General features: G+C 42.9%; 22 protein-coding genes. 13 read left to right on the top strand and 9 right to left on the bottom strand.

The window, feature by feature from the left end:
* Window positions 1-5: 5 nt before the first annotated feature.
* Together G563_RS0127700 and G563_RS0127695 are read right to left on the bottom strand one after the other, a co-directional pair.
* Window positions 6-1,763, bottom strand: a complete 1,758-nt coding sequence (locus tag G563_RS0127700; RefSeq protein ID WP_028668204.1) for an ABC transporter ATP-binding protein — start codon at window positions 1,761-1,763, stop codon at window positions 6-8.
* Between the two features lie 59 nt (window positions 1,764-1,822).
* Window positions 1,823-2,554, bottom strand: a complete 732-nt coding sequence (locus G563_RS0127695) for an NUDIX hydrolase (RefSeq protein ID WP_310586571.1) — start codon at window positions 2,552-2,554, stop codon at window positions 1,823-1,825.
* A 246-nt stretch (window positions 2,555-2,800) separates the two neighbouring features.
* Here G563_RS0127695 and G563_RS0127690 point away from each other — a divergent pair, with 246 nt between their 5' ends.
* Both G563_RS0127690 and G563_RS0127685 read left to right on the top strand, forming a co-directional pair.
* The gene (locus G563_RS0127690; protein ID WP_157585678.1) at window positions 2,801-4,036 is read left to right on the top strand and encodes a dienelactone hydrolase family protein; all 1,236 of its coding nucleotides are present in this window, start codon (window positions 2,801-2,803) and stop codon (window positions 4,034-4,036) included.
* 234 nt (window positions 4,037-4,270) lie between these two features.
* Window positions 4,271-6,541, top strand: coding sequence for an NADP-dependent malic enzyme (locus G563_RS0127685; protein ID WP_028668201.1), 2,271 nt, complete (start codon window positions 4,271-4,273; stop codon window positions 6,539-6,541).
* A gap of 84 nt (window positions 6,542-6,625) precedes the next feature.
* On the opposite strand, the gene G563_RS0127680 is transcribed toward G563_RS0127685, so the two are convergent.
* Window positions 6,626-8,308 carry a glutamine--tRNA ligase/YqeY domain fusion protein gene (locus G563_RS0127680; RefSeq protein WP_028668200.1) on the bottom strand — a complete coding sequence of 561 codons (1,683 nt, stop codon included), beginning with the start codon at window positions 8,306-8,308 and terminating at the stop codon, window positions 6,626-6,628.
* Between the two features lie 504 nt (window positions 8,309-8,812).
* Between G563_RS0127680 and G563_RS0127675 the strand changes: the two genes are divergently transcribed.
* Together G563_RS0127675 and folE are read left to right on the top strand one after the other, a co-directional pair.
* A complete protein-coding gene (locus tag G563_RS0127675; RefSeq protein ID WP_028668199.1) occupies window positions 8,813-9,229 on the top strand; it encodes a 6-pyruvoyl trahydropterin synthase family protein in 417 nt (138 codons plus the stop codon).
* Entirely contained in the window at window positions 9,192-9,899 is a 708-nt protein-coding gene (gene folE, locus G563_RS0127670; RefSeq protein ID WP_028668198.1) for a GTP cyclohydrolase I FolE, read from the top strand. The genes G563_RS0127675 and folE overlap by 38 nt, the downstream gene beginning before the upstream one ends.
* A gap of 42 nt (window positions 9,900-9,941) precedes the next feature.
* Here folE and G563_RS0127665 read toward each other — a convergent pair whose 3' ends face one another.
* From G563_RS0127665 to G563_RS0127655, 3 genes are read right to left on the bottom strand one after another with little or no spacing between them, the layout of a single operon-like run.
* On the bottom strand, window positions 9,942-11,444 hold the full coding sequence (locus tag G563_RS0127665) for a tetratricopeptide repeat protein (protein WP_051211252.1): 1,503 nt from the start codon (window positions 11,442-11,444) through the stop codon (window positions 9,942-9,944).
* A gap of 1 nt (window position 11,445) precedes the next feature.
* Window positions 11,446-11,889, bottom strand: coding sequence for a GreA/GreB family elongation factor (locus G563_RS0127660; RefSeq protein ID WP_028668196.1), 444 nt, complete (start codon window positions 11,887-11,889; stop codon window positions 11,446-11,448).
* A 50-nt stretch (window positions 11,890-11,939) separates the two neighbouring features.
* The gene (locus G563_RS0127655) at window positions 11,940-12,962 is read right to left on the bottom strand and encodes an aldo/keto reductase (protein WP_028668195.1); all 1,023 of its coding nucleotides are present in this window, start codon (window positions 12,960-12,962) and stop codon (window positions 11,940-11,942) included.
* A gap of 76 nt (window positions 12,963-13,038) precedes the next feature.
* Between G563_RS0127655 and G563_RS0127650 the strand changes: the two genes are divergently transcribed.
* The 4 genes from G563_RS0127650 to G563_RS0127635 all read left to right on the top strand — a co-directional run bounded on the left by G563_RS0127650 (window position 13,039) and on the right by G563_RS0127635 (window position 17,195).
* Window positions 13,039-13,785: an SOS response-associated peptidase gene (locus G563_RS0127650; RefSeq protein WP_028668194.1), complete on the top strand. Its 747-nt coding sequence runs from the start codon at window positions 13,039-13,041 to the stop codon at window positions 13,783-13,785.
* 79 nt (window positions 13,786-13,864) lie between these two features.
* On the top strand, window positions 13,865-14,767 hold the full coding sequence (locus tag G563_RS0127645; protein WP_037328380.1) for an alpha/beta fold hydrolase: 903 nt from the start codon (window positions 13,865-13,867) through the stop codon (window positions 14,765-14,767).
* 91 nt (window positions 14,768-14,858) lie between these two features.
* Entirely contained in the window at window positions 14,859-16,073 is a 1,215-nt protein-coding gene (locus G563_RS0127640) for an exo-beta-N-acetylmuramidase NamZ family protein (protein ID WP_028668192.1), read from the top strand.
* Between the two features lie 372 nt (window positions 16,074-16,445).
* Window positions 16,446-17,195 (top strand): DeoR/GlpR family DNA-binding transcription regulator, encoded by a 750-nt coding sequence (locus tag G563_RS0127635; protein WP_028668191.1) that lies wholly within the window; start codon window positions 16,446-16,448, stop codon window positions 17,193-17,195.
* 64 nt (window positions 17,196-17,259) lie between these two features.
* Here G563_RS0127635 and G563_RS0127630 read toward each other — a convergent pair whose 3' ends face one another.
* Window positions 17,260-18,555 (bottom strand): hemolysin family protein, encoded by a 1,296-nt coding sequence (locus tag G563_RS0127630; protein WP_262506132.1) that lies wholly within the window; start codon window positions 18,553-18,555, stop codon window positions 17,260-17,262.
* Between the two features lie 80 nt (window positions 18,556-18,635).
* On the opposite strand from G563_RS0127630, the gene G563_RS0127625 reads away from it, so the two are divergent.
* Window positions 18,636-19,349, top strand: coding sequence for an NUDIX hydrolase (locus G563_RS0127625; RefSeq protein ID WP_310586570.1), 714 nt, complete (start codon window positions 18,636-18,638; stop codon window positions 19,347-19,349).
* A gap of 68 nt (window positions 19,350-19,417) precedes the next feature.
* Here G563_RS0127625 and G563_RS0127620 read toward each other — a convergent pair whose 3' ends face one another.
* Together G563_RS0127620 and G563_RS0127615 are read right to left on the bottom strand one after the other, a co-directional pair.
* Complete coding sequence (locus G563_RS0127620) at window positions 19,418-20,551, bottom strand: MalY/PatB family protein (RefSeq protein ID WP_037328378.1); 1,134 nt, start codon at window positions 20,549-20,551, stop codon at window positions 19,418-19,420.
* A gap of 63 nt (window positions 20,552-20,614) precedes the next feature.
* The gene (locus G563_RS0127615; RefSeq protein WP_028668187.1) at window positions 20,615-21,823 is read right to left on the bottom strand and encodes an ATP-grasp domain-containing protein; all 1,209 of its coding nucleotides are present in this window, start codon (window positions 21,821-21,823) and stop codon (window positions 20,615-20,617) included.
* A gap of 185 nt (window positions 21,824-22,008) precedes the next feature.
* On the opposite strand from G563_RS0127615, the gene G563_RS0127610 reads away from it, so the two are divergent.
* The 4 genes from G563_RS0127610 (at window position 22,009) to argC (ending at window position 26,182) form a co-directional block, all read left to right on the top strand.
* Complete coding sequence (locus tag G563_RS0127610) at window positions 22,009-23,229, top strand: FtsX-like permease family protein (protein ID WP_028668186.1); 1,221 nt, start codon at window positions 22,009-22,011, stop codon at window positions 23,227-23,229.
* A gap of 83 nt (window positions 23,230-23,312) precedes the next feature.
* Window positions 23,313-24,617, top strand: coding sequence for a c-type cytochrome (locus G563_RS36060; protein ID WP_051211251.1), 1,305 nt, complete (start codon window positions 23,313-23,315; stop codon window positions 24,615-24,617).
* 166 nt (window positions 24,618-24,783) lie between these two features.
* Window positions 24,784-25,134, top strand: coding sequence for a gliding motility protein GldC (gldC, locus tag G563_RS0127600; RefSeq protein ID WP_028668185.1), 351 nt, complete (start codon window positions 24,784-24,786; stop codon window positions 25,132-25,134).
* Window positions 25,135-25,198: 64 nt separating this feature from the next.
* Window positions 25,199-26,182 carry an N-acetyl-gamma-glutamyl-phosphate reductase gene (argC, locus tag G563_RS0127595; RefSeq protein WP_028668184.1) on the top strand — a complete coding sequence of 328 codons (984 nt, stop codon included), beginning with the start codon at window positions 25,199-25,201 and terminating at the stop codon, window positions 26,180-26,182.
* The last annotated feature ends 44 nt before the right edge of the window (window positions 26,183-26,226 follow it).

The raw sequence follows: 26,226 nt of genomic DNA, 5'->3' as shown, positions 1-26,226 counted from the left end.
ACTCCCTAGGCACTCGTCATCTCTTCGCTTTCACCTACTTGCTGACGCCACATAGCATAGTACAGTCCTTTTTGAGTCAGCAAATCTTCGTGATTTCCAGATTCGATGATTTTTCCTTTTTCTAGTACGATGATTCTGTCGGCGTGCATAATTGTACTCAAGCGGTGGGCAATCAACACCGTAATATGCTGCTGATTGCGCGACAAATCGCGAATCGTTTGTGTGATTTCTTCTTCGGTGAGAGAGTCTAACGCAGAAGTTGCTTCATCAAAAATCAACAAATTAGGGTGACGCAAAAGCGCCCGCGCTATAGATAGGCGCTGTTTTTCACCGCCTGACACTTTCATACCTCCTTCTCCAATCACCGTATCGAGGCCATTATCGGCCCGATTGAGCAATGAATAAGCCGCCGCTTTCTGTAATACCGCCAAACACTCTTCGTCGGTCGCAGTGGGTTTTACAAAGAGTAGATTTTCGCGAATAGTTCCTGAAAACAATTGTGCGTCTTGAGCCACAAAACCAATTTGTTCGCGTAGCTCATCTTTATCAATTTCCCGACTATCTATTCCATTATAAGTAATATGCCCTTCCTCGGGGTCATATAAGCCCACAAGAAGTTTAATCAGCGTTGTTTTTCCACTACCTGAAGGCCCCGCAAACGCGATAGTTTCCCCTTTTTTCACTTCAAAATTGACTCCCTTAAGCGCATGACGACCCGCAGTGAGATGTTTGAAAGCTACCTCATGAAAACCGATTTTTTCGATTCGCGTCAATTCAACGGGTTTGGTGGGCTTGGCCTCAATGGGCTTACTCAAAATATCCCTGAAATTGTTGAGCGACACTTCCGCCTCTCGATAGAGTTGTATTACATTTCCAAGTTCTTGAAGAGGTCCAAAAATAAAAAATGAATACAGCAGCAATGAAAAATATTGCCCAATCGTAAGCACTTCTTTGAAAATAAGCCAAAGCATCAAGGCTACAATACAGCTACGAAGAAAATTGATAGTGGTACCCTGCACAAACCCTAAAGTCCTGACAAACTTCACCTTACGAAGTTCAAGCCCTAGTATTTTTTCTGTATTTCCATTCAAACGCTTGATTTCTTGGTCAGTAAGCCCCAGACTCTTTACCAACTCAATATTGCGGAGAGATTCGGTGGTACTTCCCGCTAGAGCCGTCGTTTCGGAGACGATTTTCGTTTGTATTTTTTTGATGCGTTTGCTTAGTACCGAGCTCAACCACGCAATCACCGGAATGGTAAGAAAATATACCGGAGCGATAGGCCAATAAATACTCCATGCGTAGATAATCACAAACGTAATCCCAATTACGGACTGAAATACCACATTGACCACCGACGTAATCATGCGCTCAGTGTCGGTTTTGACTTTTTGCAACACCCCCAATGTTTGCCCACTACGCTGATCTTCAAATACCTGATAGGGTAAAGCTAAAGAGTGCTTAATTCCGTCGGTATAAATCTGTGTACCAACCTTTTGCGTAATGACACTTATGAAATAGTCTTGGAAATTTTTGGCAATGCGCGACACCATAGCAGCGCCAATCGCCAAGCCAACGTATTTTAAGACACCCCAAATGTAATCGCTTTCAGAAAAGTCTTTGATATGCGAAGCATAACGGTCGATCACTAAGCGATAAATGTAAGGGTCAAGCAAAGAAAAAATTTGATTGACAGCGGCCAGAGTAAGAGCCACCGTGATGAGTTTCCAATAAGGACGAAGGTAGCGGTAAAGTATATCCATGAGTGAAAAACACCGCTTTTCCCCTTTCTGTTCCGCATAGGCTACCTAAAAATAGCGTTTTAAATTTTTTTGAAACGATATAAATAAGGAGCTTTGTTGGGCGCTCCAGTATAGCGTTTTTCGATACGTTCTAGAATGTCTAAACTCAGCATTTTTCGTTGAAAATTGTTTCGGCGCAACGATTCTCCCAAAATTCCTTCGTATAGTTTTTGTAGCTCATTCATCGTAAATACATCAGGTAAAAGGCTCGTACCTATCACTTTAGAATCGAGATTGAAGCGAAGAGTCTCTAAGGCTTTTTCGATCATTTCTTGGTGGTCAAAAGCCAAAACAGGCAACTTATCAATCTCAAACCACTCGCAAGCCAGCGTAACTTCATTGACCTTGGCGTGTACTTTCGAAAAATCGACCAAGGCATAGTACCCTATAGAAACAAACCTTTTCAACAACCAATCCGCTTCAATACCTACCGAATGATTGGCGGCCAAAAAATCCTCTATGGATTGTTTGGTAGGGCGTTTAGCTTTCCCAAAAACCCGAAATTGCTCTAAATAAATATCATAAACCCCAGTTCTATTATACAGAATATTTCTTGCGGCATCATCAATATCTTCCTCTTGTTCGACAAACCCCACCGGTAACAGCCAATTTTGCACTCCTTTGGTTTTCAAAAGCAGAATATGAAGTTGATTTTCATGAAAGCCAAACACGACACAAGCAATCGAAAGTTGGGGTATAAAAAAATCTTTTTTGGACAAAAATGTTGATATTTCTTCTGAATCAGACATCATAAATTGACTATAATAGATAGATACAATATTGTTATAATTTGTTTTTCTAAGACTTATACTCCCTACTACCCATGCTTCTATCGAAATAGTAATAATTTAACCTTGCTTTGGGTAGCCATTTACATTAGATAAACGTAACCAAGCGAGATCTACATGTGGAATACCAATAAAAAAATATTGTATCTTTAGAATATGAAACCAACGACCTTTTCCTCTCGACGAGAATTCATCAAAGCATCGACAAGTATGGCCACAAGCTGGGTTTTGTTGCCAGATATTGACATTGCTTTTTCTAAACCTCCTTTCAATCAATCACCCAACATGACAGTCATTAAAAGCCTTATTGGAATCTATGGCGAATGGGCCGCTTCCTTAGTGCCCAACCTCCCGGCGCTATCGTTTCGGCAAAACAAATGGAATGATACAAAAAAATGGCAAAAAGAAGCATTAGCCAAAACCAATGAGCTACTATCGAAGCCTAATTTAGGAAAAACCCCTACCGTGACGCTTGAAAAAAAATATACTTACGACGGTCTGGAGATTGAAGAACTTTCATGGCAGCTTCCTTATGGGCGTGCGACCAAAGCGTATCTGCTCAAACCTCAAGGAGTACAAAAGCCACTGCCTGCGATTTTGGCCCTTCACGACCACGGTGGTAACAAATATTTTGGAAAACGTAAAATCGTAAAACTTTCAGACGACCAACATCCGCTACTTAAAGACCACCAAGAGCATTATTACGGTGGCAAAGCTTGGGCCAACGAAATCGCCAAACGAGGCTATGTAGTACTGGTTCATGATACTTTTGCTTTTGAAAGTAGGCGAGTACTTTACGAAGAAGTGGGCGGTTTTTTCTGGGGGCCTCTCAAAACCGAGGGCAAATCGGATGCCGAGCCCGAAAAGCCTGAAAACATCCAAGCTTATAATACTTGGGCAAGCGAGCACGAGCATGTGATGTCGAAGTCGTTGTTTTGTGGGGGCACTACTTGGCCGGGCGTAGTACTAGCCGAAGACCAAGTTGCCCTCGACATCCTGAGTAATCGTCCCGAAGTAGATAAAAACCGTATTGGCTGTGCAGGGCTATCAGGAGGAGGACTTCGCACGGTTTATTTAGGCGGGCTTGATCCCCGTATTAAGTGCGCCGTGTGTGTGGGTTTTATGTCCACTTGGGATGACTTCACCCTCCACAAATCCTACACCCATACATGGATGCTGTATGTTCCGTTGCTTCCTAATTACTTAGATTTTCCTGAAATATTGAGTATCAGAGCACCACTTCCTACTATGGTACAAAACAACAATGACGATGATTTGTTTACCTTACCCGAAATGAAAAAAGCAGATGTCATTTTGCAAGATATATTCAAAAAAGCAGGGGCAGCCGACCACTATCAAGGTAAGTTTTATGAGGGTGAGCATAAGTTTGACCAAGCCATGCAAAAAGATGCCTTCGATTGGTTTGATAAATGGTTGAAAAGTTAGACTTAGCCCTTTTTCTTCTGTTGTTACTTTAAACTCACTACACTCTGATTCGCCTTAATTCGGCACTTTGAGGTAGTGAGTATTTTTATTCTTCTACCAAGACTCTATGCGCCTTTAACAGCTCTTTTTCAGGCGATATTTCTCCGATTTTAAGCATAAAAACACAGAAAATAATTAATATGTACGGTTTTCATTCGTACCTTGCACCCCCATATTCAACTCACAATTATCGTTATGCCTCCAAAAATTCGTAAAGAGGACGCACTCTATTACCACTCAAAGGGCCGTCCTGGCAAGATTCAGGTTGTTCCAACCAAAGAGACCAACAACCAACTCGACCTTTCTCTGGCTTACTCTCCGGGAGTAGCCGAGCCGTGTATGGAAATCCACCACAACGTCGACGACGTCTATAAATATACGGCCAAAGGCAACCTAGTGGCGGTCATTAGCAATGGCACCGCCGTACTAGGTCTGGGCGACATTGGGCCAGAAGCGGGTAAACCTGTTATGGAAGGGAAGGGGATTTTGTTCAAAATTTATGCCGATATAGACGTATTTGACCTTGAACTCAATACCAAAAACGTAGACGAATTTGTCAGAACCGTCAAAATTTTAGAACCCACTTTTGGGGGCGTCAACTTAGAAGACATCAAAGCGCCCGAATGCTTTGAAATCGAACGCCGCCTCAAAGAAGAGCTTAATATCCCTGTCATGCACGATGACCAGCATGGTACGGCTATCATCAGCGCAGCAGCGCTCTTGAATGGGCTTGATCTGGTCAACAAAAAAATTGAAGACATTCGAGTAGTAGTATCAGGGGCAGGTGCATCGGCCATTTCGTGTACCAAGCTTTACATTTCGCTAGGCGTAAAACGTTCAAACGTAGATATGTTTGACAGTAAAGGGCATATCAACACCGCCCGTACTGACCTTGATGCCATGAAATCAGAATTTGCTTCTGAGCGCCGTTTTGATTCTCTAGCCGATGCTATGGTGGGCGCTGATTTGTTTTTGGGATTATCAAAAGCCAACGTTGTATCGCAAGACATGGTACGCTCTATGGCCAAAGACCCGATGGTATTTGCCATGGCCAATCCCAACCCCGAAATCCCCTACCCTGATGCTGTAGCCGCCCGAGAAGATGTAATCATGGCTACGGGGCGTTCAGACTATCCAAACCAAGTCAATAATGTACTGGGTTTCCCTTATATCTTTAGAGGAGCTTTGGATGTACGCGCCCGCGAAATCAACGAAGAAATGAAATTGGCCGCTGTACGTGCCTTGGCAGATTTGGCTAAAAAGCCAGTTCCTGATATTGTTAATTTAGCCTATAACACCGACAACCTCACTTTTGGTCGCGAATATATCATCCCCAAACCTGTCGATCCACGTTTGCTTACGACCCTTGCTCCTGCCGTAGCCAAAGCAGCCATGGACAGCGGCATGGCCCAATATCCTATCACGGACTGGGATGCTTATATTCAGCAGCTTGAAAAACGCTTAGGACAAGACAATCAAATCTCACGCGTCATTATCAATAAAGCGCGCCGCGCGCCTAAGAGAGTGGTTTTTGCCGATGCCGAAAACGTCCAAGTTCTTAAAGCAGCTCAGCAAGTACGCGATGAAGGGATTGCAACTCCTATTTTATTGGGAAAAGAAGACAAGATTCGGGGTATTATCCAAGCCAACAAATTGGATATGGCCGATGTCCCCGTCATCGACCCTTACAATCCTGACCAATCGGCCAATATAGACCGCTATGCCGAAGTGTACTTCAAAAAACGCCAACGCAAAGGTGTAAACATCATTGAAGCTCGCAAAATGATGTACTACCGCAGTTCTTTTGGTGCAATGATGGTAGAAATGGGGGAAGCCGACGCCCTGATTTCGGGTTTGACGCGCAACTATCCTGATACCATCCGACCCGCCCTCCAAATCATCGGTAAAGAAGCGGGTGTAAAAAAAGTAGCAGGGATGTACATCTTGCTTACGCGCCGTGGACCTTTATTTTTGGCCGATACCACTGTCAACTTTAATCCTTCAGTTGATGATATTGTAGAAATTACGGAACTGACAGCACAAGCCGTAGAGCGTTTCAATATCAAACCTCGCATTGCGTTACTTACTTATTCCAATTTTGGAAGTGCCAAAGGAGACGATGCCGAAAAAATGAGCGCTGCGGCGGCTATTCTCCAACAAAAACATCCCGAAATGATTGTAGACGGTGAAATGCAGGCTCACTTACCCTTTGATACTGAGCTTCTCCGTACCAATCACCCCTTTAGCAAGCTTGCCGAAGATGGCGCTAATACGCTTATTTTCCCCAACTTATCGGCCAGCAATATCGCTTACAACTTGTTAAAAGAAGTAGGTGAATATGAGGCGATTGGGCCTATCTTGCTAGGAATGCGTAAACCTGTTTATGTATTACAATTAGGTAGTTCGGTCCGCGAAATCGTCAATATGGTAGCTATCGCAGTGGTAGAAGCTCAAATGAAGGAGTAGTTCCCAAATTTTCAATCATTGAGTACTAAACAAAATGGGCAAGCTGAAAAAATTAGCTTGCCCATTTTGTTGATGGTAATACTTTTATTTGTTGGCTACTTTTCCCCAAGTATCTTTCAGGCCAACGGTACGATTAAATATCAGTTTTTCGTCGGTACTATCAATATCTAAGCAAAAATACCCTTTTCGGATAAACTGAAACCTAGCACCAATAGCAGCATCTTTCAAAGCAGGCTCCGCATAGCCTGTCACGATTTGTAAAGAATCGGGATTGATATAATCTTTAAAATCTCCTTCGGCATTAGAGAGGTCTTCTACTTTAAAAAGTCGGTCGTATTGACGAATCTCTACCGAAAGTGCTTGATTAACAGCCACCCAATGAAGCGTACCTTTGACATTGATACCAGAAGTATCGTTACCGCTCTTACTGTTTTCGATGTAGCTACAGTGAAGCTCTGTCACTTCTCCATTTTCGTCCTTGATGACCTCATCACAACGAATGATGTACGCGCTTTTCAGACGTACCATTTGTCCGGGAGCTAAGCGGAAATACTTTTTGGGAGGATTTTCCATAAAATCTTCCCGCTCAATGTATATCTCACGACTAAACGGCACCTCTCTCATACCCCCGTTGGGATCTTCGGGGTTGTTTTCGCTATAGCACATTTCTACTTCTCCTTCCGGAAAATTAGTAATCACTACTTTGATAGGGTCTAAAACCACCATACGGCGTTCGGCCACTTTATTGAGATGGTCACGCACACAAAACTCCAAAAGACTTATGTCAATCAACTGGATATTTTTGGTCACACCAGCCCTGTCACAAAACTCCCGAATCGACTCCGGCGTATAACCCCGTCGCCGCATCCCCGAAAGCGTAGGCATCCGAGGATCATCCCAGCCTGTTACGTGCTTTTCGTTGACCAATTGTAACAGCTTCCGTTTGCTCATCACGGTATAAGTGAGATTCAAACGCGAAAACTCATATTGTTTAGAAGGAAAAATCTCTAAATTGTTGATACACCAATCGTACAGCTCGCGGTGGGGTACAAACTCCAACGTACAAATCGAATGCGTAATTTTCTCAATCGAATCCGACTGACCATGCGCAAAATCATACATAGGGTAGATACACCACTTATCACCCGTACGGTGATGATGGGCAAATTTGATACGATACAGCACAGGGTCTCTCATAATCATATTGGGAGAAGCCATATCGATTTTTGCACGCAGCGTGCGCGTTCCTTCCGCAAATTCTCCATTTTTCATCCTGACAAACAAGTCAAGATTTTCTTCGACCGTCCTAGTGCGATAAGGGCTATTGGTACCGGGCTCAGTAGGAGTGCCTTTCATCGCGGCCATTTGCTCTGACGTAGAATCATCGACATATGCTAATCCCTTCTCAATGAGAACAATCGCAAATTGATATAACTCATCAAAGTAATCAGAAGCATAAAATTCATTAACCCACTGAAAACCTAACCATTGCACATCATTTTTGATTGATTCGACATACTCAGTATCTTCAGTGACGGGATTGGTATCATCAAAACGAAGATTGGTAGCACCTCCATACTTTTGAGCTGCTCCAAAGTTCAAACAAATAGACTTGGCGTGGCCAATGTGCAAATACCCGTTGGGCTCGGGTGGAAAACGCGTCAATACTCGGCCGCCATGTTTTCCCAAACGGAGGTCTTCTTCGATGATTTGCTCGATGAAGTTCAATGATTTTTCTTCGGTGGATTCTTTGCTAATGTCACTCATTCTTTTTGTATTTAACAATAAATAGGCTAGGTATGCTGCTTGTCGGCTTCTAATTAGAACTTTTCTAATAACTGACAATTATTTTTTAAGCCTTAGAAAACGCAAAAGTAGTACAATTCGATTTGATTGGTATTGCAATACAACGCGAAAAATAAGATAAAATCACCAATGTATCGTACTTTATTTTATGGTCTTTTTTTCTTTTTGGTAGATTTTATCCACTTATGTACTTCTTTTATCTGTTTTAAATCAGCCAATACATCTGTTTTTAGCTTCATTGGGGATTGAATGGGGTTAGAATTAATTATAGTATTTTTTCTACAGCTCAAAAAAAAATAAAACTATTTGGGGACTAAAGCCGTTTAGTTAATGAATTGAAAACGAGACTTACCCAAGGGCTTTGGTACCACGCCCAACGGTCGAGAGGGTGTTGCAGACAGACTTTCTGACGACTCCTCGGCACGTTCGTCACAATCACATTTGAAATTGAATACAATTATTGGTATGAACAACCCTAGAGTGGCAGTTTTTCGCAAGGCCCACTTCAATGCAGCCCATCGTCTGCACAATCCGTCGTGGTCGCAAGAGCAAAATGAACGTGTGTTTGGAAAATGTAATTTACCTAATTATCACGGTCACAATTATGAGCTTATTGTGCAAGTCACAGGGGAAGTAGACCCCCAAACGGGCTATGTAGTGGACTTAAAGTGGCTGAACGATTTGATTGAAGACAATGTTTTACAAAAGTTCGACCACAAAAATCTTAATCTTGATACTGAGGAATTTAAACATCTCAACCCTAGTGCTGAGAACATTGCAATTGTGATTCATAACATCTTACGTGGACATCTGGAGACCACACTTGACTTGAAAATACGACTATATGAAACCGAACGAAACTTCGTGGAGTATCCCGCATGACAACCAAGACCTTTTGGAATTAACCATTGATGAATGGGGTGACAACCACGGATTGAGTGCTTACAACACTCCCCTGCGCTCCGATGCTTTTGAGTTGAGCGACGCAGAAAAAGTGGCCAAAATTGAACACCATTTTCGAGAAATTATGGAAACTTTGGGCCTCGACCTTACCGACGACAGCCTCAAAGGTACTCCCCTGCGAGTAGCCAAAATGTATGTTAAAGAAATTTTTTCTGGCCTCAATCCCGCCAATAAACCCAAGGCTACACTCTTTGAAAATAAGTACAAGTACAATGAAATGTTGGTAGAAAAAGACATTAGTTTTTACTCCAACTGCGAGCATCACTTTGTACCTATTTTTGGAAAAGCGCACGTCGCTTACATTTCGAGCGGGAAGGTGATTGGCCTTTCCAAACTCAATCGAATTGTACAATATTTTGCTAAGCGGCCGCAAGTCCAAGAACGCCTCACAATGCAAATAGCCAAAGAGCTGGAAGATATCTTAGAGACACCCGATGTAGCTGTAGTAATAGATGCCAAACATCTATGCGTAGCTTCGCGTGGTGTACAAGACGATACTAGTACAACTGTGACGGCATATTATGGCGGGAAATTTCAAGAAGCTGGCACAAAAAACGAGTTTTTGAAATACTTGGAACTTAGCAAGTAAATCTCCAATCAGAAAAAAATCATTGATTGATTCTCGCACTAGTCAGTCAGCTCCCAATAAAGTCAAAGCAGCGCGGGCCTTGTTGTCCACGCTGTTTTTGTATTCATGCTTTGGGTAGTTGAGAGCTAGTTTGAAGTATTCAATCGCTTTGCTTTTCAGGTTTTTGTTTTGGTAAATATAGCCCAACTGCAAAGCTGAAGTTGCCCCAAAATACAAACTTTGAGATTTACTCAATACGATAGCTCGTTCGTAATGAGGTATCGCTGCTTCGGATTGGTTCTGACGTTGCAGAATCCGCCCCCAACGATACTGAAATTCAGCTTTGTCGCTTGTTCGTACAAATGTCTCTTCTTGGCACGGCTTCAAAACCTGCGCTGCTTCCGCCAAGTACCCTCCGTCAAAAGCAAAACGAGCTTTCATCAAAGTCTTTTGCTGCTCCGAAATCTCGCCTTTCTTGAAATTTTGAGCAAATTTTTCGGCAAATTTATCAGCTTCCACATACGCACTGCCTACCTTCGGGATACGATCCAAATACGGCATGGCCGCCTGCGCTTGCCCTGCAAGCCAATAGCTCAAAAACAATTTTAGTTGGGTATCTTTCAAGAAATTTTGGCCTCGGTAATTTTTCAAAAAACTATTAAAAAGAATTCTAGCTCCCTCATAATCACCTTTTTGTAGCAAAATCTCCCCTTTCAAATAATCTAAGAAAGGAAAAGGCAAATATTCTTTGCCCGTAGGACGATTTGAAAGAAATTGTAGGGCTTGGGTGCCTCGCCCGTCTTTCATCGAAATAGTAGTACCAAAGAAATGAAGTAAAAGATTTTGGGCGTCACTTTCAACCAGGGCTATTAGTTCCTTGTTTTGTACGTCCGTGTATTTCAAGACATAAGCATGCAGCAGCGCAGAGACCAGTTGCGCTTCAATCCGAAATAATGAATCTTGCTCAATTACTTTTTGTAATTCGCTCAATCCCAACGGAATATTACCACGCAATCCGAGAAGTTTGGTTACCCATTGATAGTTTTGTGGTGCCGACCCAATCAACACATGCAGCATTCCGAGAGATTTGTAGGTGCTGATAAAGTGGGGATACTTTTTTGCGTTTTCTTCCAACAACCGATACGCCTTGATGATGTCCCAGCAAGCACTTACTTCTTTGCCAAACTTTAGTTTTACAAAAGCCCAGTGAAGACGTATTTCGGCTTGCCACAAGCGCTGATAAGGGGAAGTTGACGGCAATTCACTCAAAACCTCCAAACGCTGATCTTGACGAGGGACAAGCTGCTCAAAAAGCCTTTTCTCATCACTCACCAGCAAGGTCACCATGTCTGCATAGTCTTCCACGTATATCTTAAAAGCATTGGTTTGGGCTTCTTTTCCCAACAACGTACGAGCCACACCTACTTTCATCCTAAACACTTCCCTATAAGCTTGCTGTTGTATGGGAGTCATGGTATAGGGTGCGTTTTGAGCTATCAAAGACCAAGGAAACAGTACCCACACCACACACCTCGCTATGCTATTCAAGCTTACTTTTCGAATCATTTTAGGTGATATTTTGGATGACGGCTTTTTTTTGTTGGAACAAAAACGTATCTCCCACTTGCTTTCCCATCAGCGAAGCACCAAGTGGCGATTGAGGAGATACCACGATTATTTTTTGTCCCGACACCATCACCACCCCTACGCTTACGGCAATCAAAAAATCCCCCAACGACGAATGTACCAATGCCCCTAGACCTACCCTTTCAAAATGGAAAGAAGGATCAATCCGCTCCAAGACCGCCCGCTCTTGACGCAGTTGCTCATAAAGCTGCGCATGACGGTCACGTTCGATTTGAGCCATGGCGCGGGCGGTTTCGTATTTGTCACCCGCACTGCTTTTGGTTTCTTCGTTGGCCGAATCTTGCGCCGATTGCATGGCATCATAGGCCGCTTGCATGCGCGTATCTAGTTGATTTTTGAGGATTTGTAGTAATTCTAATTTCATTTATAAAAGAAAAAAGAGCATTAGAATTTTCTAACGCTCTTTTCTTGAGTTTAAAGGCGGTGATTAATAATTTGGTCGTAGGTTCCGGCAAAGGCCGATTGTTTTACACCTTCTGACGACAAAAAATCGTGCGGAAACCCTAGTTCAATTTTACTTATTTCGTTCAAACGCTCCATCATTTCGTCAGGAATGACCGAGTTTAGACTTTCTAAAGAATCTTTGATTTGCTCCACACGACGCGAACCAATAATTGGCATCACATTAGACACCCGCTGACGCACCCAGTTGATAGCCACTTGGGTAGGTGTACACCCCAACTCTTGAGCGATACTTACTACTTCTTGGGCGATTTCCATACTGCGGTCATTGCGACGGAGGCTATTTTCGGGCACTCTTCCTCCTTCACCACGAAGGTATTTGCCAGTGAGAGCACCACCTCCAATCACCCCCCAAGGCGTAACAGCCATATCAAGGGCTTTGGCCATGGGCAGCAAATCCCTCTCAGCTCCCCTTTGAAGCAATGAATATTCGATTTGTAAAGCGGCAAATTGATTCCAGCCCCTAAGTTCGGCCAGCATATTGGCCCTAGAAATTACCCAAGCGGGCGTATCCGAAATCCCGATATAATGCACTTTACCACTGCGTATCAAATCATCCAATCCCCGCATTACCTCATCGACAGGCGTGGTAAAATCCCACATGTGTACCCAAAACAAATCTATGTAATCAGTGTTGAGTCGTTTCAAGCTTTCGTTTATGGAGCGAATCATGTTTTTGCGGTGGTTTCCCGCAAAGTTGGGATCACCATCGCGGTCCATCAAGGTATATTTGGTCGAAACCACAAAATGATCTCGATCAGCGGCGATAAAATCTCCCAAGTATTTTTCGGAGGTACCTTCTGTGTACCTGTTGGCAGTATCCAAAAAATTACCGCCAGCTTTGGTATAAGCATCAAAAATTTTTTTACTTTCATGCTTATCGGCCCCCCACCCCCATTCGTTACCAAAAGTCATCGTACCTAAGCAAATTTCCGAAACGCGCAGGCCAGATTTTCCCAATAATTTGAATTTCATAGTTAAAATGTTTGTTTGATGAAAGTAGGACGGGAATAGTATTTTCGCCCAAAATTAAGGATTAAATTGGTTCATTATGTGTTTTCGCAATTCCTTAACCGCCACCGTTGCGGAAATAGAGCAACGTCTAGAAGCCGAAATGGAAGTTGATGCCGCTGACTTCCAGCCTGTTTATCACGCCAACGGATTCGACTACCCCAAATGGCCCGTCGTAACTGCACAAGCTCCCCGTCGTATTCAATTTTTTAATTGGGGTTTGGTTCCTCACTGGGTCAAAACCGTAGCCGAAGCCGAAGAAATGCGCCCTTTGACACTCAATGCTAAAGTCGAAACGCTCACTCAAAAACCCTCCTTCAAATACGCCCTCCAAAATGCCCAAAGGTGTCTGATTCCTTCGACGGGTTTTTTTGAGTGGCAAACCGTCAACAAACAGAAATACCCTTATTATATTAAGCTACGTACTCAACCCATTTTTGCGATGGCAGGAGTATGGGAAAGCTGGGTTAATCCCGCCCACGCAGATGATGTCTGGAATACATTCAGTATTATTACTACGGAGGCCAACCCTCTTATGGCAAAGATTCACAATACCAAACAGCGCATGCCGTTGATACTTCTTCCGGGTACCGAAACAATTTGGTTACAAAACAATTTATCTACTGCGGCGTTAAAAGAAATAGCCAAACCACTTGATGATAGTCTTATGGAAGCTTTTACAATCAGTCGTCGCCTTAGCAATCAACGTAGCAATCCAAATGTTCCGGAAGTTTTGTTGCCAATGGCCTATCCTGAACTCTCTCAACAACAGCTCTCTTTGTTTTAGCTTTTGTAAATAATTACAAAACTTTTGGCTAGTAACTTTTCACTCAGACTCTAACCAAATCTCACACTTAACCATTCTCATGTTAAAGAAACTCTTCATTTGGGCTTGTATCTGCGGATTGTGCGGAGGACTTTCTTCTTGTTTTCGTTCATGGCGAAAAAGTGACCGAGAAATCAGAGAACATTATGCCAACCGAAACATTAAACCTACTTATTATACCATCCAAAACGACAGTCTACGATTGTTTGTCGCCACCACTGGAGCCGATACGCTACCGCCGCTTTTATTGATTCATGGCGCACCCGGTGCTTGGTATGGCTATATGAACATGATAGACGATAGCTTGTTGCAACAAAAATACCATATTATCGCCGTTGACCGCCTAGGCTACAATCACTCTAGTTATCGCAAAAAACGCTTTGTGACGTCTATCGACACCCAAGCTCGTGCTGCGGCTCTTGCCTTGAGCCTTAATCATTCGCGCCAAAAAGGGGTGATTTTGGGACGCTCCTATGGTGCTCCTATCGCCGCCAAAATCGCTATCCTAAATCCCCAAAGATTCAATAAACTAGTGATGCTGGCACCCGCTATTGATCCTGCGACAGAAAAGTTCTGGTGGTTTTCGAAGCCTGCCAAGTGGTGGATAGTGAGAATGTGGCTACCCCATCGCCTCAATGTGGCCACTTTCGAAAAGTTTGCCCATGTCAAAGAGTTGGAAAAACTCAGCAATGAATGGTCGCAATTGGAAGTACCTACCACGGTGGTTCAAGGTGGCAAAGACTGGATTGTAGACCCTTCTAATCTGGATTTTGCCCGAAAACAGCTTACCAACAAGACCGCCGAGTTTATCTACTTGCCAGAGGCAGGTCATCTTATTTCTTATTCACATCCAGATTTGGTACGTAAATTGGTCACAACCCTCTTCGATTCTGGTTTAGCTACTCCTATGGCAACCGCCAGTAGTGGGCAAGATGAGCACTAAAACAGCCCTAAGTCTAGAGGCACTCCTATCTTACTTTGTTTTGTGACAGGATGTTTTTTGTCGTACTTTCACGATTTAAACACTCATCCAAATGAAACCATTTTTTATATCATTCTTAGTCGCCTTGCTAAGTTTGTGGGTATCAAGCGCATTTAAGACCCGCCCCTCCTTGTCCTCAGCCAATATCATCACTGGAGCCGACCAGCCTTCTGAATATATCCCATATCTGAAAGGGAAGAAAGTAGGAATGGTCATCAATCAGACCTCTATCATTGGCAATAAAATAAGCGTAGACAGTCTTGTTCAAATGGGGGTGACGATTGCTAAGATTTTTGGTCCCGAACATGGTTTTAGGGGAAATGCCAGCAATGGTGCCAAAGTAGACGATAGCGTAGATGCAAAAACGGGCATTCCAATCATTTCGCTTTATGGTAAAAATCGCAAACCCAGCGCCGAACACCTCAAAGACATAGATGTGATGATTTTTGATGTGCAAGACGTAGGGGCTAGGTTTTATACATACATCAATACCCTTGCTCACGTCATGGAATCTTGCGCTCTCAACGGCAAAGAGCTGATTATATTTGACCGGCCCAATCCACACGGATTTTGTGTAGATGGCCCTATCCTGGAGCCTCACCTCAAATCAGGTATTGGGATGTTTGCGATTCCTATTACGCATGGACTTACGATTGGCGAATTTGCCCAAATGCTCAATGGCGAAGGCTGGCTTCCCAATCAAGTGAAGTGTAAGCTCAAAATTATAAAGGTAGCCAACTATACCCATGACATGGGCTATACGCTGCCCGTAGCTCCTTCCCCCAACCTCAATACACAGCAGTCTATCATGCTTTATCCAAGTATTTGTTGGTTTGAAGGTACTATCATAAGCCAAGGACGTGGTACTTATATGCCTTTTGCGGTACTTGGAGCACCTGCTCTTAAAGGCAAATACAGCTTTTCGTTTAAACCTGTCAGTATTCCCGGCATGAGTGAGACGCCACTTCACCAAGATACCGAGTGCTACGGCCTTGATCTTCGCCAATACGACACCTCCATTTTTCTCAAAACAAAAAAACTCAATCTAAAATGGCTAATGGAGCTATACGCGGCTTATCCGGTGAAAGAGAAGTTTTTTAACAATTTTCAAACCCATCAAATGGGTGTGTTCAATAAGCTTTCTGGCAATGAAGCTTTGCAGCAACAAATTATTGCCGGGAAGAGTGAAGAAGAAATCAGAAAAAGTTGGGAGCCTGGTCTTTCTAATTTTAAGAAAATGCGCCAGAAATATTTGTTATATCCTTAAAACCAAAAGTAGCAAAGGAGACTTTACTCTACCTTAAGTGCTATCAAAGCAAACAAAGCCCGCTAGTAGTCTAAACTTACACTAGCGGGCTTTGATTTATAAACTTATCAGAGTATGATAAATTGAAGCAATTGGGTATAAAGAGCAAATACAAAATAAAATCCCTCGCAACTACTCAAACCCCTTAGGTAGTGCGAGGGAAATTTTCATCATAGGTCAAGTTGTGATTGAATCATCATTGCAAAGTTATGCAAAGTTTTGAAAACAAAACAACTTTTTGTTGCATTTTTTTGCAAAGTTTTTTTTGATTAATTTTCCCCTAAATTTAGGAAGCAGCTATATCAATTTGTCCATTCTACGCTACCTTAACTTATGATAAAAGAAGAACGCCAAAAACTCATTATTGAGAAACTTAACCGTGATCAAAAAATAAATCTACTAGAGCTAAGTCAGCTCTTAAATGTATCCTATGACAGTATCCGAAGAGACGTCATCGAACTGGAAGACAAGGGATTACTAAAAAAAGTACATGGAGGAGCTGTCGCTAATTCTTACTTGTCTTTTAAGACCACGCAGGGCTATGGCATGGACAATCAAGAAGTACTGCATCTTACCCGCAAAGCCCAGAAACTCTTCGAAAATCATCAAACTATTTTGATGGATGGAGGAACTACTAACTTTCATATTGCGGAGCAGTTTCCCAAAAACCTAGAACTTACCGTTATTACCAACAGTCTCCCCCTTGCCACTGTCCTCAACGACCATCCCAAAGTAGAAACCATACTGCTAGGCGGCACTTATCATAAGCGGTATCAGATTACGATTGGCCATGAGGTAATGCGCCAACTTGACCATTTCAGAGTAGACCTTTACTTAATGGGATTCAACGGTTTACATCCTCAAACTGGCGTTACGTTGCGGCATTATGAAGAATCTGTATTAAAGCAAAAAATGGCACAATCTGCCAATAAAGTCGCAGTGTGTGCCATTGCCGAGAAACTTCATAATATAGAAACTTACAAAGTTTGTGACATTCAGGAGATAGATATTTTGGTAACAAGTCTTAAACCCACCGATGTTTCTCTACAAGATTTTCGCAAACATGGTATTGAGCTTCTGTAAAGTTTGCAAAAGTTTGCAAACTTTACATTTTAGAAAATTCTAATTTAAAACCTAAAGGGCTTCGTTAGTCGTTATCTTGTGCTTCTTCCAATTTAGATACGAGTATCTTATCAATACGACTTTTGTCCATATCGATGATTTCGAAGCGATACTCTTGCCATTTAAAATGCTCGCCTGTATTGGGGATGTCTTTCAGAATATGAAGGGCAAAACCTCCTAGCGTATTGAAGCCTGTTAAATCAACTTTGTTTTCGACCGTAATCTCAAAATGTTCTAAGAAATCCTCCCAAGGAAGCTGCGCATCTACCAAAAAACTCCCATCTTCACGTTCTACAATGTCATAATTAAATTCATTGGTTTCGGACAAATCTCCCACCAAAGCATCCAAAATATCATTGAGAGTGGCGATTCCTTGCAAAGAACCATACTCGTCTACGATAATACCAAAGTGAACGCGCTTTTCTTTGAACTTCTGTAATACTTCGTAAGCCTTGTTGTTTTCGGCAATATAAAGAGCCTCACGCTTATAACTCTCCAAATTGGCAATTTCGTCGTCGAGCGAATTTTCTAATAAATCTTTGACATACACTAACCCTACCACGTTGTCGATACTATCATGACATAAAGGATACACCGAATGCCTAAATTCCAAAATCCGTCGTTTGTTTTCCTCAATTGTATCAGCCGTATCGAGCCATACTACTTCTTGCCGATTGGTCATGAGAGAGGTAATTTTGCGGTCTCCTAGATGAAATACATTTTCCACAATTTCCTGTTCTATCTCATCAATGACTCCGCCCGTAGTGCCTTCCTGAATGATTGTTTTTATTTCTTCTTCGGTGATAGCTTGGTTTTGTTGTTTGATGCGTAGCACCTTCATGATCAAATCACTTGACTTTGCCAACAACCAGATGAAAGGAGCAGTAAGATTAGAAAGCCAATTCATGGGTGTCGCCATAAACTTGGCAATTCCCTCTGGATTCGACATCCCTATACGCTTGGGTACAAGTTCACCCAAAACCAAGGATAAATACGTCACAAAAAGCACCACTCCACCTACCGCTATGGTATGAGCGTAAGGTTTGAGGGGCTCGTATTGCTCAATAAAAGCCTGAAAGTCGTTGGTAATACGCTCTCCACTAAATACCCCGTTGAGGATACCAATGAGAGTAATACCAATTTGAACAGTAGATAAAAAACGGTTGGGGGAATTGGCCAAAGCGAGGGCATGTTCGGCTTGTCGGTCTCCGTTACGAGCCGCAGTTTCCAATTTCGATTTCCGCGATGAGACCAGCGCGATTTCCGACATCGAAAAAACTCCATTAATAAGAACGAGTAGAACAATAACAAGTAGCTCCACGTAGAGGGGGGATGTTGATACAAATGCAAAAATATCAAAACTATTTGCTATCCAAAACAAAGGCATTTACTAATTTTGTCATGTTTTACTGTTTTACTACGCGAATGATCATTTTTATCAAAGACCGCCCAATCCGGATAATAAACGAAAAAGCTGCTCAGAAGCTTCCTCACCGCATTACATTTGACAAAATCATCGATGCTCATCTAGAAATGCTGAAGGTGGCCAGCTTGAAAGGTCATTTGCTTATTCTGAACGCAACGCCTATCACCGCCGAAAAACTCTTTCACTTCCTCAACAACTTTGATTTGCCTGATTTACAATCGATTTACTTAGTTCCAAAAGACAAAGAAGCGGTCGAAAAAAGGCTCAAAAAGATTTATTCTGTAGTGAAAGCAGCGGGTGGAATTGTAACCAAAGACAACCAGTTTTTACTTATGTTTCGGAGGGGTGTTTGGGACTTACCCAAAGGCAAACTTGACCCCAACGAAAAGTCCAAAAAAGCGGCTGTTCGTGAGGTAGAAGAAGAGACCGGCGTCAAGGCCGAAATCATCGAGAAAGTTTGCACTACTTGGCATACTTATACCCAAAACAATCAAAAGATTCTTAAGCGCACCAAATGGTATTGGATGCGTAGTCTTGATGACTCTAAAATGAAGCCTCAACAAGACGAAGATATTGAGCAACTTGTATGGCTGACCGACGCTGAAGCCCGCCCTCATTTGGTCAAATCTTTTAGTTCGATTCGGTATGTAATCGATTGCTTTTTGGGACAAGAAGTAGATATTGAGTAGTAATGATAAAAACCAAAGCTAGCTTTTATTGACTTCGTAAAAGCTAGCTTTGGTTTTTCATGGTAGTTTTATTCAAACACCGTTTTCATTCGTCTAATTATTTCTTCCAATCGCTCACGCGGACAGGCAAAATTGAGCCGGATAAAGCCCGCGCCGTCAAATTGCGCGCCGTCAGAGATGCCCACTCCTTCGGCTTCCAATTGCTCCGCTACGTTGGTAATCCCAGTGGCGCGGGTATCTATCCATGCCAAGTAGGTCGCCTCAAGCGGTACCATATGCAAACCCTTCATACTTGACACCTCTCGGTACAATAGGTCGTGATTTTGCCGTAAATACCCCAACAACTCCTCATGCCACTGCGCCCCGTCGCGGTAAGCTGCCAAGGCCGCTTCAAAAGCATAGGATGAAAGCATGGGCATCAAACCTGCTTTGGTTTTAAGAAAATTGGTCCTGATAGTATCGTTGGGAATCACCGCAAACGAACAACCTAATCCTGCGATGTTGAAAGTTTTGCTCGGGGCCAATAGCGTAATGGTATTTTGCTCCGCTTCTGGACTTAGGGTAGCCATCGTAAAATGACTTTTATGCTCATCCAAAATAAGATCACAATGGATTTCGTCAGAACATACCACAATACCATGCCGATGACAAATCTCAAACAAACGACTTTGTTCTTCTTTTGTAAAAACAGTGCCAGCGGGATTGTGAGGATTGCACAATAAAAACAACTTGGTTTCGGGCGTAATGGCAGCCTCTAATGCCTCAAAATCATACGTCCAACGATTGTTTTGCAGCACCAAAGGCACTTTAATCAGTGCGCGATTGGCGGCTTTGGCTTCAAGCATAAAAGGGTGATAAACAGGTGTTCCCATCAAAACCCCTTCGCCTTCTTTGGTAATGGTCCTAATCGATAGCCCGATACCCGGCACTAGCCCTGGCAGCCATACAATCCACTCTTTTTTGATCTCCCAATGATGACGCTTCCGCAAACGCTCCACTACTATCTCTTCTAGCTCATCAGGGCAATGAGAATAGCCAAATACCCCGTGTCGCGTTATTTTATCTAAAGCCTCTAATATAGGCGGAGCAGCTTTGAAGTCCATGTCTGCCACCCAGGCTGGGATAACATTTGGGTCGGTGTATTTGTCCCATTTATAACTATTGGTATTGGTACGGTCAATCAGTTCGTCAAAAATACTCATTTTAAAAAAGTTATGGGCTATCTATGGTTGTGTCAAAACACCCAACAGATAATCTAATTTTAATTAGTGCGTTGGTTTGTCTTTGGCGGGTGCCGATGCATGATAATCCCGCCGAATCATTTCGGCATATTTGTCCATCAATTCAAGTACTCGTTTTTGGCTATCAGACTGTACGATAAGCCCTACGTGGTATTCTTCTTTCATACGCCAGACGATTTCGGGGTCATCAAACGGCGACATATCGGGCCATTCTTGCCGCGCTAGTGAAATGATAATACCCGAATATTTTTTTTGTACTGTCGGTAAAGTATACCCTTTCCCTTTGGCCTTGGCCGTTTCGATGAGCGCCCACTCACGCCAAAGGTTAATCCCCGAAGAAAAATCAACCATCTCCGCCAAATGCGCCCCTCCTACCCTAGAAGCCGTTTCGAGAAAATAAAATTCGCCGTCTTCGTAGCATTTGATGACTTCTGTGTGCGAGGCACTGTAGTTCATATGAAATGCCTTCAATACCTGCTCGTTTATTTTTTTGAGGGCTTTGGTATCTTTTGAATTAAACTCCACCGTCACAGACCTAAAAATCCCGCCACCGTGGGCTACTTCAAAAGGAGTATTGAGGTATTGGCTACTTCGCTCAAAAATCACCTTACCATCGAGCGTAAGCGCATCTACGTGGTATACATCGCCGGGCTTAAATTGCTCAATCAAAAACATATGCCGTTCTTCGCCCAAGCTATGTACTGTTTGCCAGGCTTCGTCGAAACTGTGTACTTTTTTAATGCCCGCCGCCGAAGCTTCCGCACGCGGCTTAATGACCCAAGGCGGAGTCGTAGATTTTAGATATTCGGTAATTTCAACATCATTAAACAAAGCCGAAAATGCTGGTACTTTGATTCCTTCATCTTGAGCCTGCACGCGCATCGCAAGTTTGTCACGAAAATAGCGAGCGGTGGTTTGTCCCATGCCCGGAATCCGAAAATGCTCCCGAACAATAGCCGCTTTTTCAACATCAAAATCATCAAGAGCTACTACTCGGTCTATCTTGCGGCTCCGCATGACATACGCCAATCCTTTGATCATATTGTCAAAATTGGCGAGTGTATTGGAATCATCTTCTAAATAAAAAAACTCGTCGATACTTTCATAGGGCCAAGCTTTTCCTTCAGTACGTTTGGCAGTCAACAACAAAACCGTATTGCCCGCTTCTTTACAAGCCCTCAAAAAATCCCCTCCTTTGAAATAACACGTGATACAGAGAAAAGTCAAACTCATATTGGGTTGTTAGTTTAGTGTTGATAAAAGTTGGTCTGTATGTTTATAAAGATGTTTAGTTCGCTATTTTTGGGGCAAGCCACGCCCATTTTCTAATCAAACTCACGATAATTGAAAAGAAAACGTTTTTTTTGCAGGCACATTCCAAACATACAAACTATCAATCTTTCTAACAAACGTAAATTGTGAATTTCCCTATTTTCGTAGCCCGCCGAATTCGCCAACCTCAACAAGCCACTTTTTCGGCTACCGTCTCGCGCGTGGGCATTACTACTATCGCTTTGGGAGTGGCTGTGGGTATTGTAGCTTTGGCGGTATTGTTTGGGTTTAAACACACAATTTATCAAAAGGTGTTTGTGTTTGGTTCTCACCTTCAAGTATCCAAATTGAGCCTTAATCAGTCTTTTGAAGAGCCTCCCATACCTCTACATACCTCAGCCTACGACCAATGGCAGCAAATCCCCGGCATAAGACACCGACAAGCGATTGCGCACAAGGCAGGTATCCTCAAAACTCCCGACGAACTCCAAGGAGCAATCGTCAAAGGAGTGGGCAAAGACTATGATTGGCCACTTTTTAAAGAAAGTTTGGTAGAAGGCCGTCCGATACAATTTTCGGATACAACCGATGCCAAAGAGATTATTTTGAGTAGAATCATTGCCCGAAAACTAAATTTAAAAGTAGGGGATGATGTAGTGATGTATTTTGTACAAAACCCTCCACGAGTGCGAAAACTACAAGTGGTCGGCATCTACGAAACCAATCTTGAAGAGTTTGACAATCAGCTCATTATTGGAGACATTGCTCTTATCCAACGCCTCAATGGTTGGGGGGCAGATTCGGTGGGAGGATATGAATTTTTTGTCAAAGATTTTGAAAAACTTGACCTTACCGCCAAAGAACTGTTTGCCCGTCTACCAGCTGATATGCGCGTAGAGCGAGTGACGGAGCGCTTCCGGCCTCTGTTTGAATGGCTTCAGCTGCTCGACCAAAACACCCTCGTCTTGTTTGTATTGGTGCTTTTTGTGACTTGCTTCAATATCGCCTCGGTCTTGCTCGTGATGATGATGGAGCGTACTCCAATGGTGGGATTACTCAAAACCCTCGGTAGTCCCAACATCCAGATTAGGCGCATCTTTTTTTATGTGGGACTTCAGTTGGCTATCAAAGGGTTGCTCATCGGCAATATCGTAGGGCTTGGATTTTGCTGGTTACAGTATCAATTTAAAATCATCCCTCTCGATGCCACCAACTACTTCATGAGTACTGTCCCTATCGAATTCGACTGGAGTTCTATTTTACTACTCAATCTAGGTATTTTGGCACTTATTGCCCTTATTTTACTGATTCCTACCCTCATCATCAGTCGCATACGTCCTGTGCAAGCTTTGGTATTTAAGAAATAATATCCCGTTAAATAAAATACGTCCCATTTGGATAAGGGTAAAACTATCCTTAGGTGTCAATGTGGTAAAACAGCCATTCAAATATGACACCTCGTTATTGTATTTTATGGGCGCAAGCCATTGTATCTCTTGCTTTTGCAAGTTGCCAAAATCACCTATCTCGCGTAGGCAAACCCGCCGCGCTATCGGTCGAAATCACCCCCGAGCGCGTCCAACGAGGTGCTTACCTCGCCAATCACGTAGCAGTGTGCATGGATTGTCATTCGCGACGCAATGATAACCAATTTGCAGGCCCTATCATTGCGGGCTCTGAAGGAGCTGGTGGAACCCGATTTGACCACAAAATGGGCATTCCGGGCGTTTTTTATGGTAAAAACCTCACCCCTGCCGCGCTTCACAACTGGACCGACGGCGAACTCTATCGGGCGATTACGTCGGGAGTCTCTAAAGAAGGCAAGGCTTTGCTACCCGTGATGCCTTATCTCAATTATGGTAAAATGGCTTCTGAAGACATCAAATCAATCATCGCTTACTTGCGGAGCCTTCCGCCTATTCCCAACGACGTTGCCCCTTCTAAACCTGACTTTTGGCTGAAACCACTTCTCAAAAAAATGCCTCAAAAAGCACTTCCTCAGCCCAAGCCTGCCCTTCAGGATTCGATTGGATACGGAAAATACTTAGCAACCTTTGCAGGATGTGCCGATTGCCATACGCCACGCCGAATGGGAATGCCACTCAAAAACAAAGGCTTTGCGGGGGGAACACCCTTTAAACTCCCCAGTGGAATCGTCACCTCTGCCAACCTTACCTCCGATACGCATACTGGCATCGGGCGCTGGACCAAAGTAGATTTTATTGCTCGATTTAGGGCTTTTGACGCAAGGAGGTTTAAGCCCTTTGATACCCAAGGGGGTTTCAATACACCCATGCCTTGGCTTTTGTACAGTGGCATGACCGACGAAGATTTAGGTGCCATATATAGCTATCTCCAATCGCTTCCTCCTATCAAAAATGAAATTGTTGTTTTTAAACCCAATAAAAACGCCTCTACTGACCTAGCTAGCCTAATAGCAGGCAGCTACGAAGTAAAAGAACTCCAAGTGTTTGATAAAAAAATAAATATTACTGAAGGTTTTAGTGGTAGCATCATTTTGAGTAAAATCAGCAACACTAGCATAAAAATCGACATTGATATTCATCATCAAGACGCAGAAGCCACGCCAGTGAGTAGTATTTGCAACCTAGTACCAACAAAGCACAAAATGAGCCTGATTGAAGTCACCACCAAGGACGAAATCGGCTATGCCTCCAAAGGAAAAATTTATTTGTTGTCCCGAGATTCAAAGGGTGCTAAAACCAAAATTGTGGCTCATATGAAAAGGAAATAAAAGTCCTACTTTTAGCAAATGCAGTGGCGTTGCAAACGAAATTTTAGATTTAGGTGTTCAAAACAGAAAGCGAGTTTTGCGAAAGGGCTAGCCAAATTTTATCACAAAGCCCCATTTTTCGCAGACTTGACGTAACTTTGTATCCATATCTCAAGAAAATCCTCTAATGACACAAAAAGAAATTAAATTCACCATCGAGCAAGACGAAGAAAAAATCCCCGAAAAAATCTACTGGGAAGCTACCGACAATCCCAACGAAGGTCTGGAAGAAACCAAAGCGATTGCGGTAGGCGTATGGGATCATTTTCATAAAGGAACGCTTTTTATCCCACTGTGGGCCAAAGACATGGAAGTACACGAAATGAAACGCTTTTGTATCGAATTGCTCGGCTGCGTAGCAGACACCCTTCGCAATGCGACTGGCGACGAAATCATGGCTGCCGATATCGACGAAGTGGGAATGAGCCTTAGCAAACGTCTCCAAAAAGAAATGCAAGCTGCCGCCAAAGGGCAATAATTCTTTCATTTAACTAACAATTAACTGTGCTTTAGCACTTAACAGTGGCTTGCCACTTAATACAATGAATAAAATAAAAGTTGGTATTGTAGGGGCTGCGGGATATACGGGCGGAGAGTTGTTGCGGATTTTGGTAAATCACCCCTTTGTGGAGATTGATTGGGCTCACTCAAAAAGTCAAGCCGGAAAACCAGTGTATGCCACCCATACAGACTTGCTAGGTGATACCTCATTGGTATTTTCGGGCGATGACCTTGACGCGCTTTTACAACAAGCAACACTTTCGGCCATTTTTTTATGCTCTGGCCATAATGAATCACGAAAATTTCTTGAAACATACTCCGTACCTAGCACCGTCAAAATCATTGATTTAAGCACTGATTTTCGGGATGAAAGCAATGGATTTGTGTACGGTTTGCCTGAATTTCAACGCGATAAAATCAAAACAGCTACCAAAATCGCCAATCCGGGATGTTTTGCGACTAGTATTGAGCTTGCGTTGTTGCCTCTGGCAGCATCAGGGGTTTTGATTGATGATGTACACGTAAGTGCCATTACGGGCTCAACTGGAGCAGGGCAGGCTTTGAGTGCTACGACTCATTTTACATGGCGCAACAACAACATCTCTATCTACAAAGCTTTTACACATCAACACCTCAAAGAAATCAAAATGAGCTTGACTGCTCTTCAAAGTGGTTTCGATAAAGAAGTAAATTTCATCCCTTATCGGGGAGATTTTACCAGAGGTATCATGGCCAATGTGTATACCAAATACAGCGGCACGCTCCAAGAAGCATTAGAGCTCTATCAGGCGTATTATGAATCTCATCCTTTTACTCACGTTAGTACCCAGGATATTGATTTAAAACAAGTAGTCAACACCAACAAATGCTTGATTCAACTCCAAAAACACGGCGACAATCTATTGATTACGAGCGAGATTGACAATCTTACAAAAGGAGCTTCGGGGCAAGCAGTCCAAAATCTCAACCTGCTTTTCGATTTTCCCGAAGATACAGGTTTGAGACTCAAAGCAGCCGCCTTCTAGCACCGCAGAGCTGCTCATTGTTTTTCAAAATTTGCCTATTTTAT

Origin of the sequence: Runella zeae DSM 19591 (assembly GCF_000423565.1) — a bacterium.
GTDB classification, from domain to species: domain Bacteria; phylum Bacteroidota; class Bacteroidia; order Cytophagales; family Spirosomataceae; genus Runella; species Runella zeae.
The sequence above is the reverse complement of the archived record's forward strand: the minus strand, read 5'-3'. Positions and strand labels throughout refer to the sequence as shown.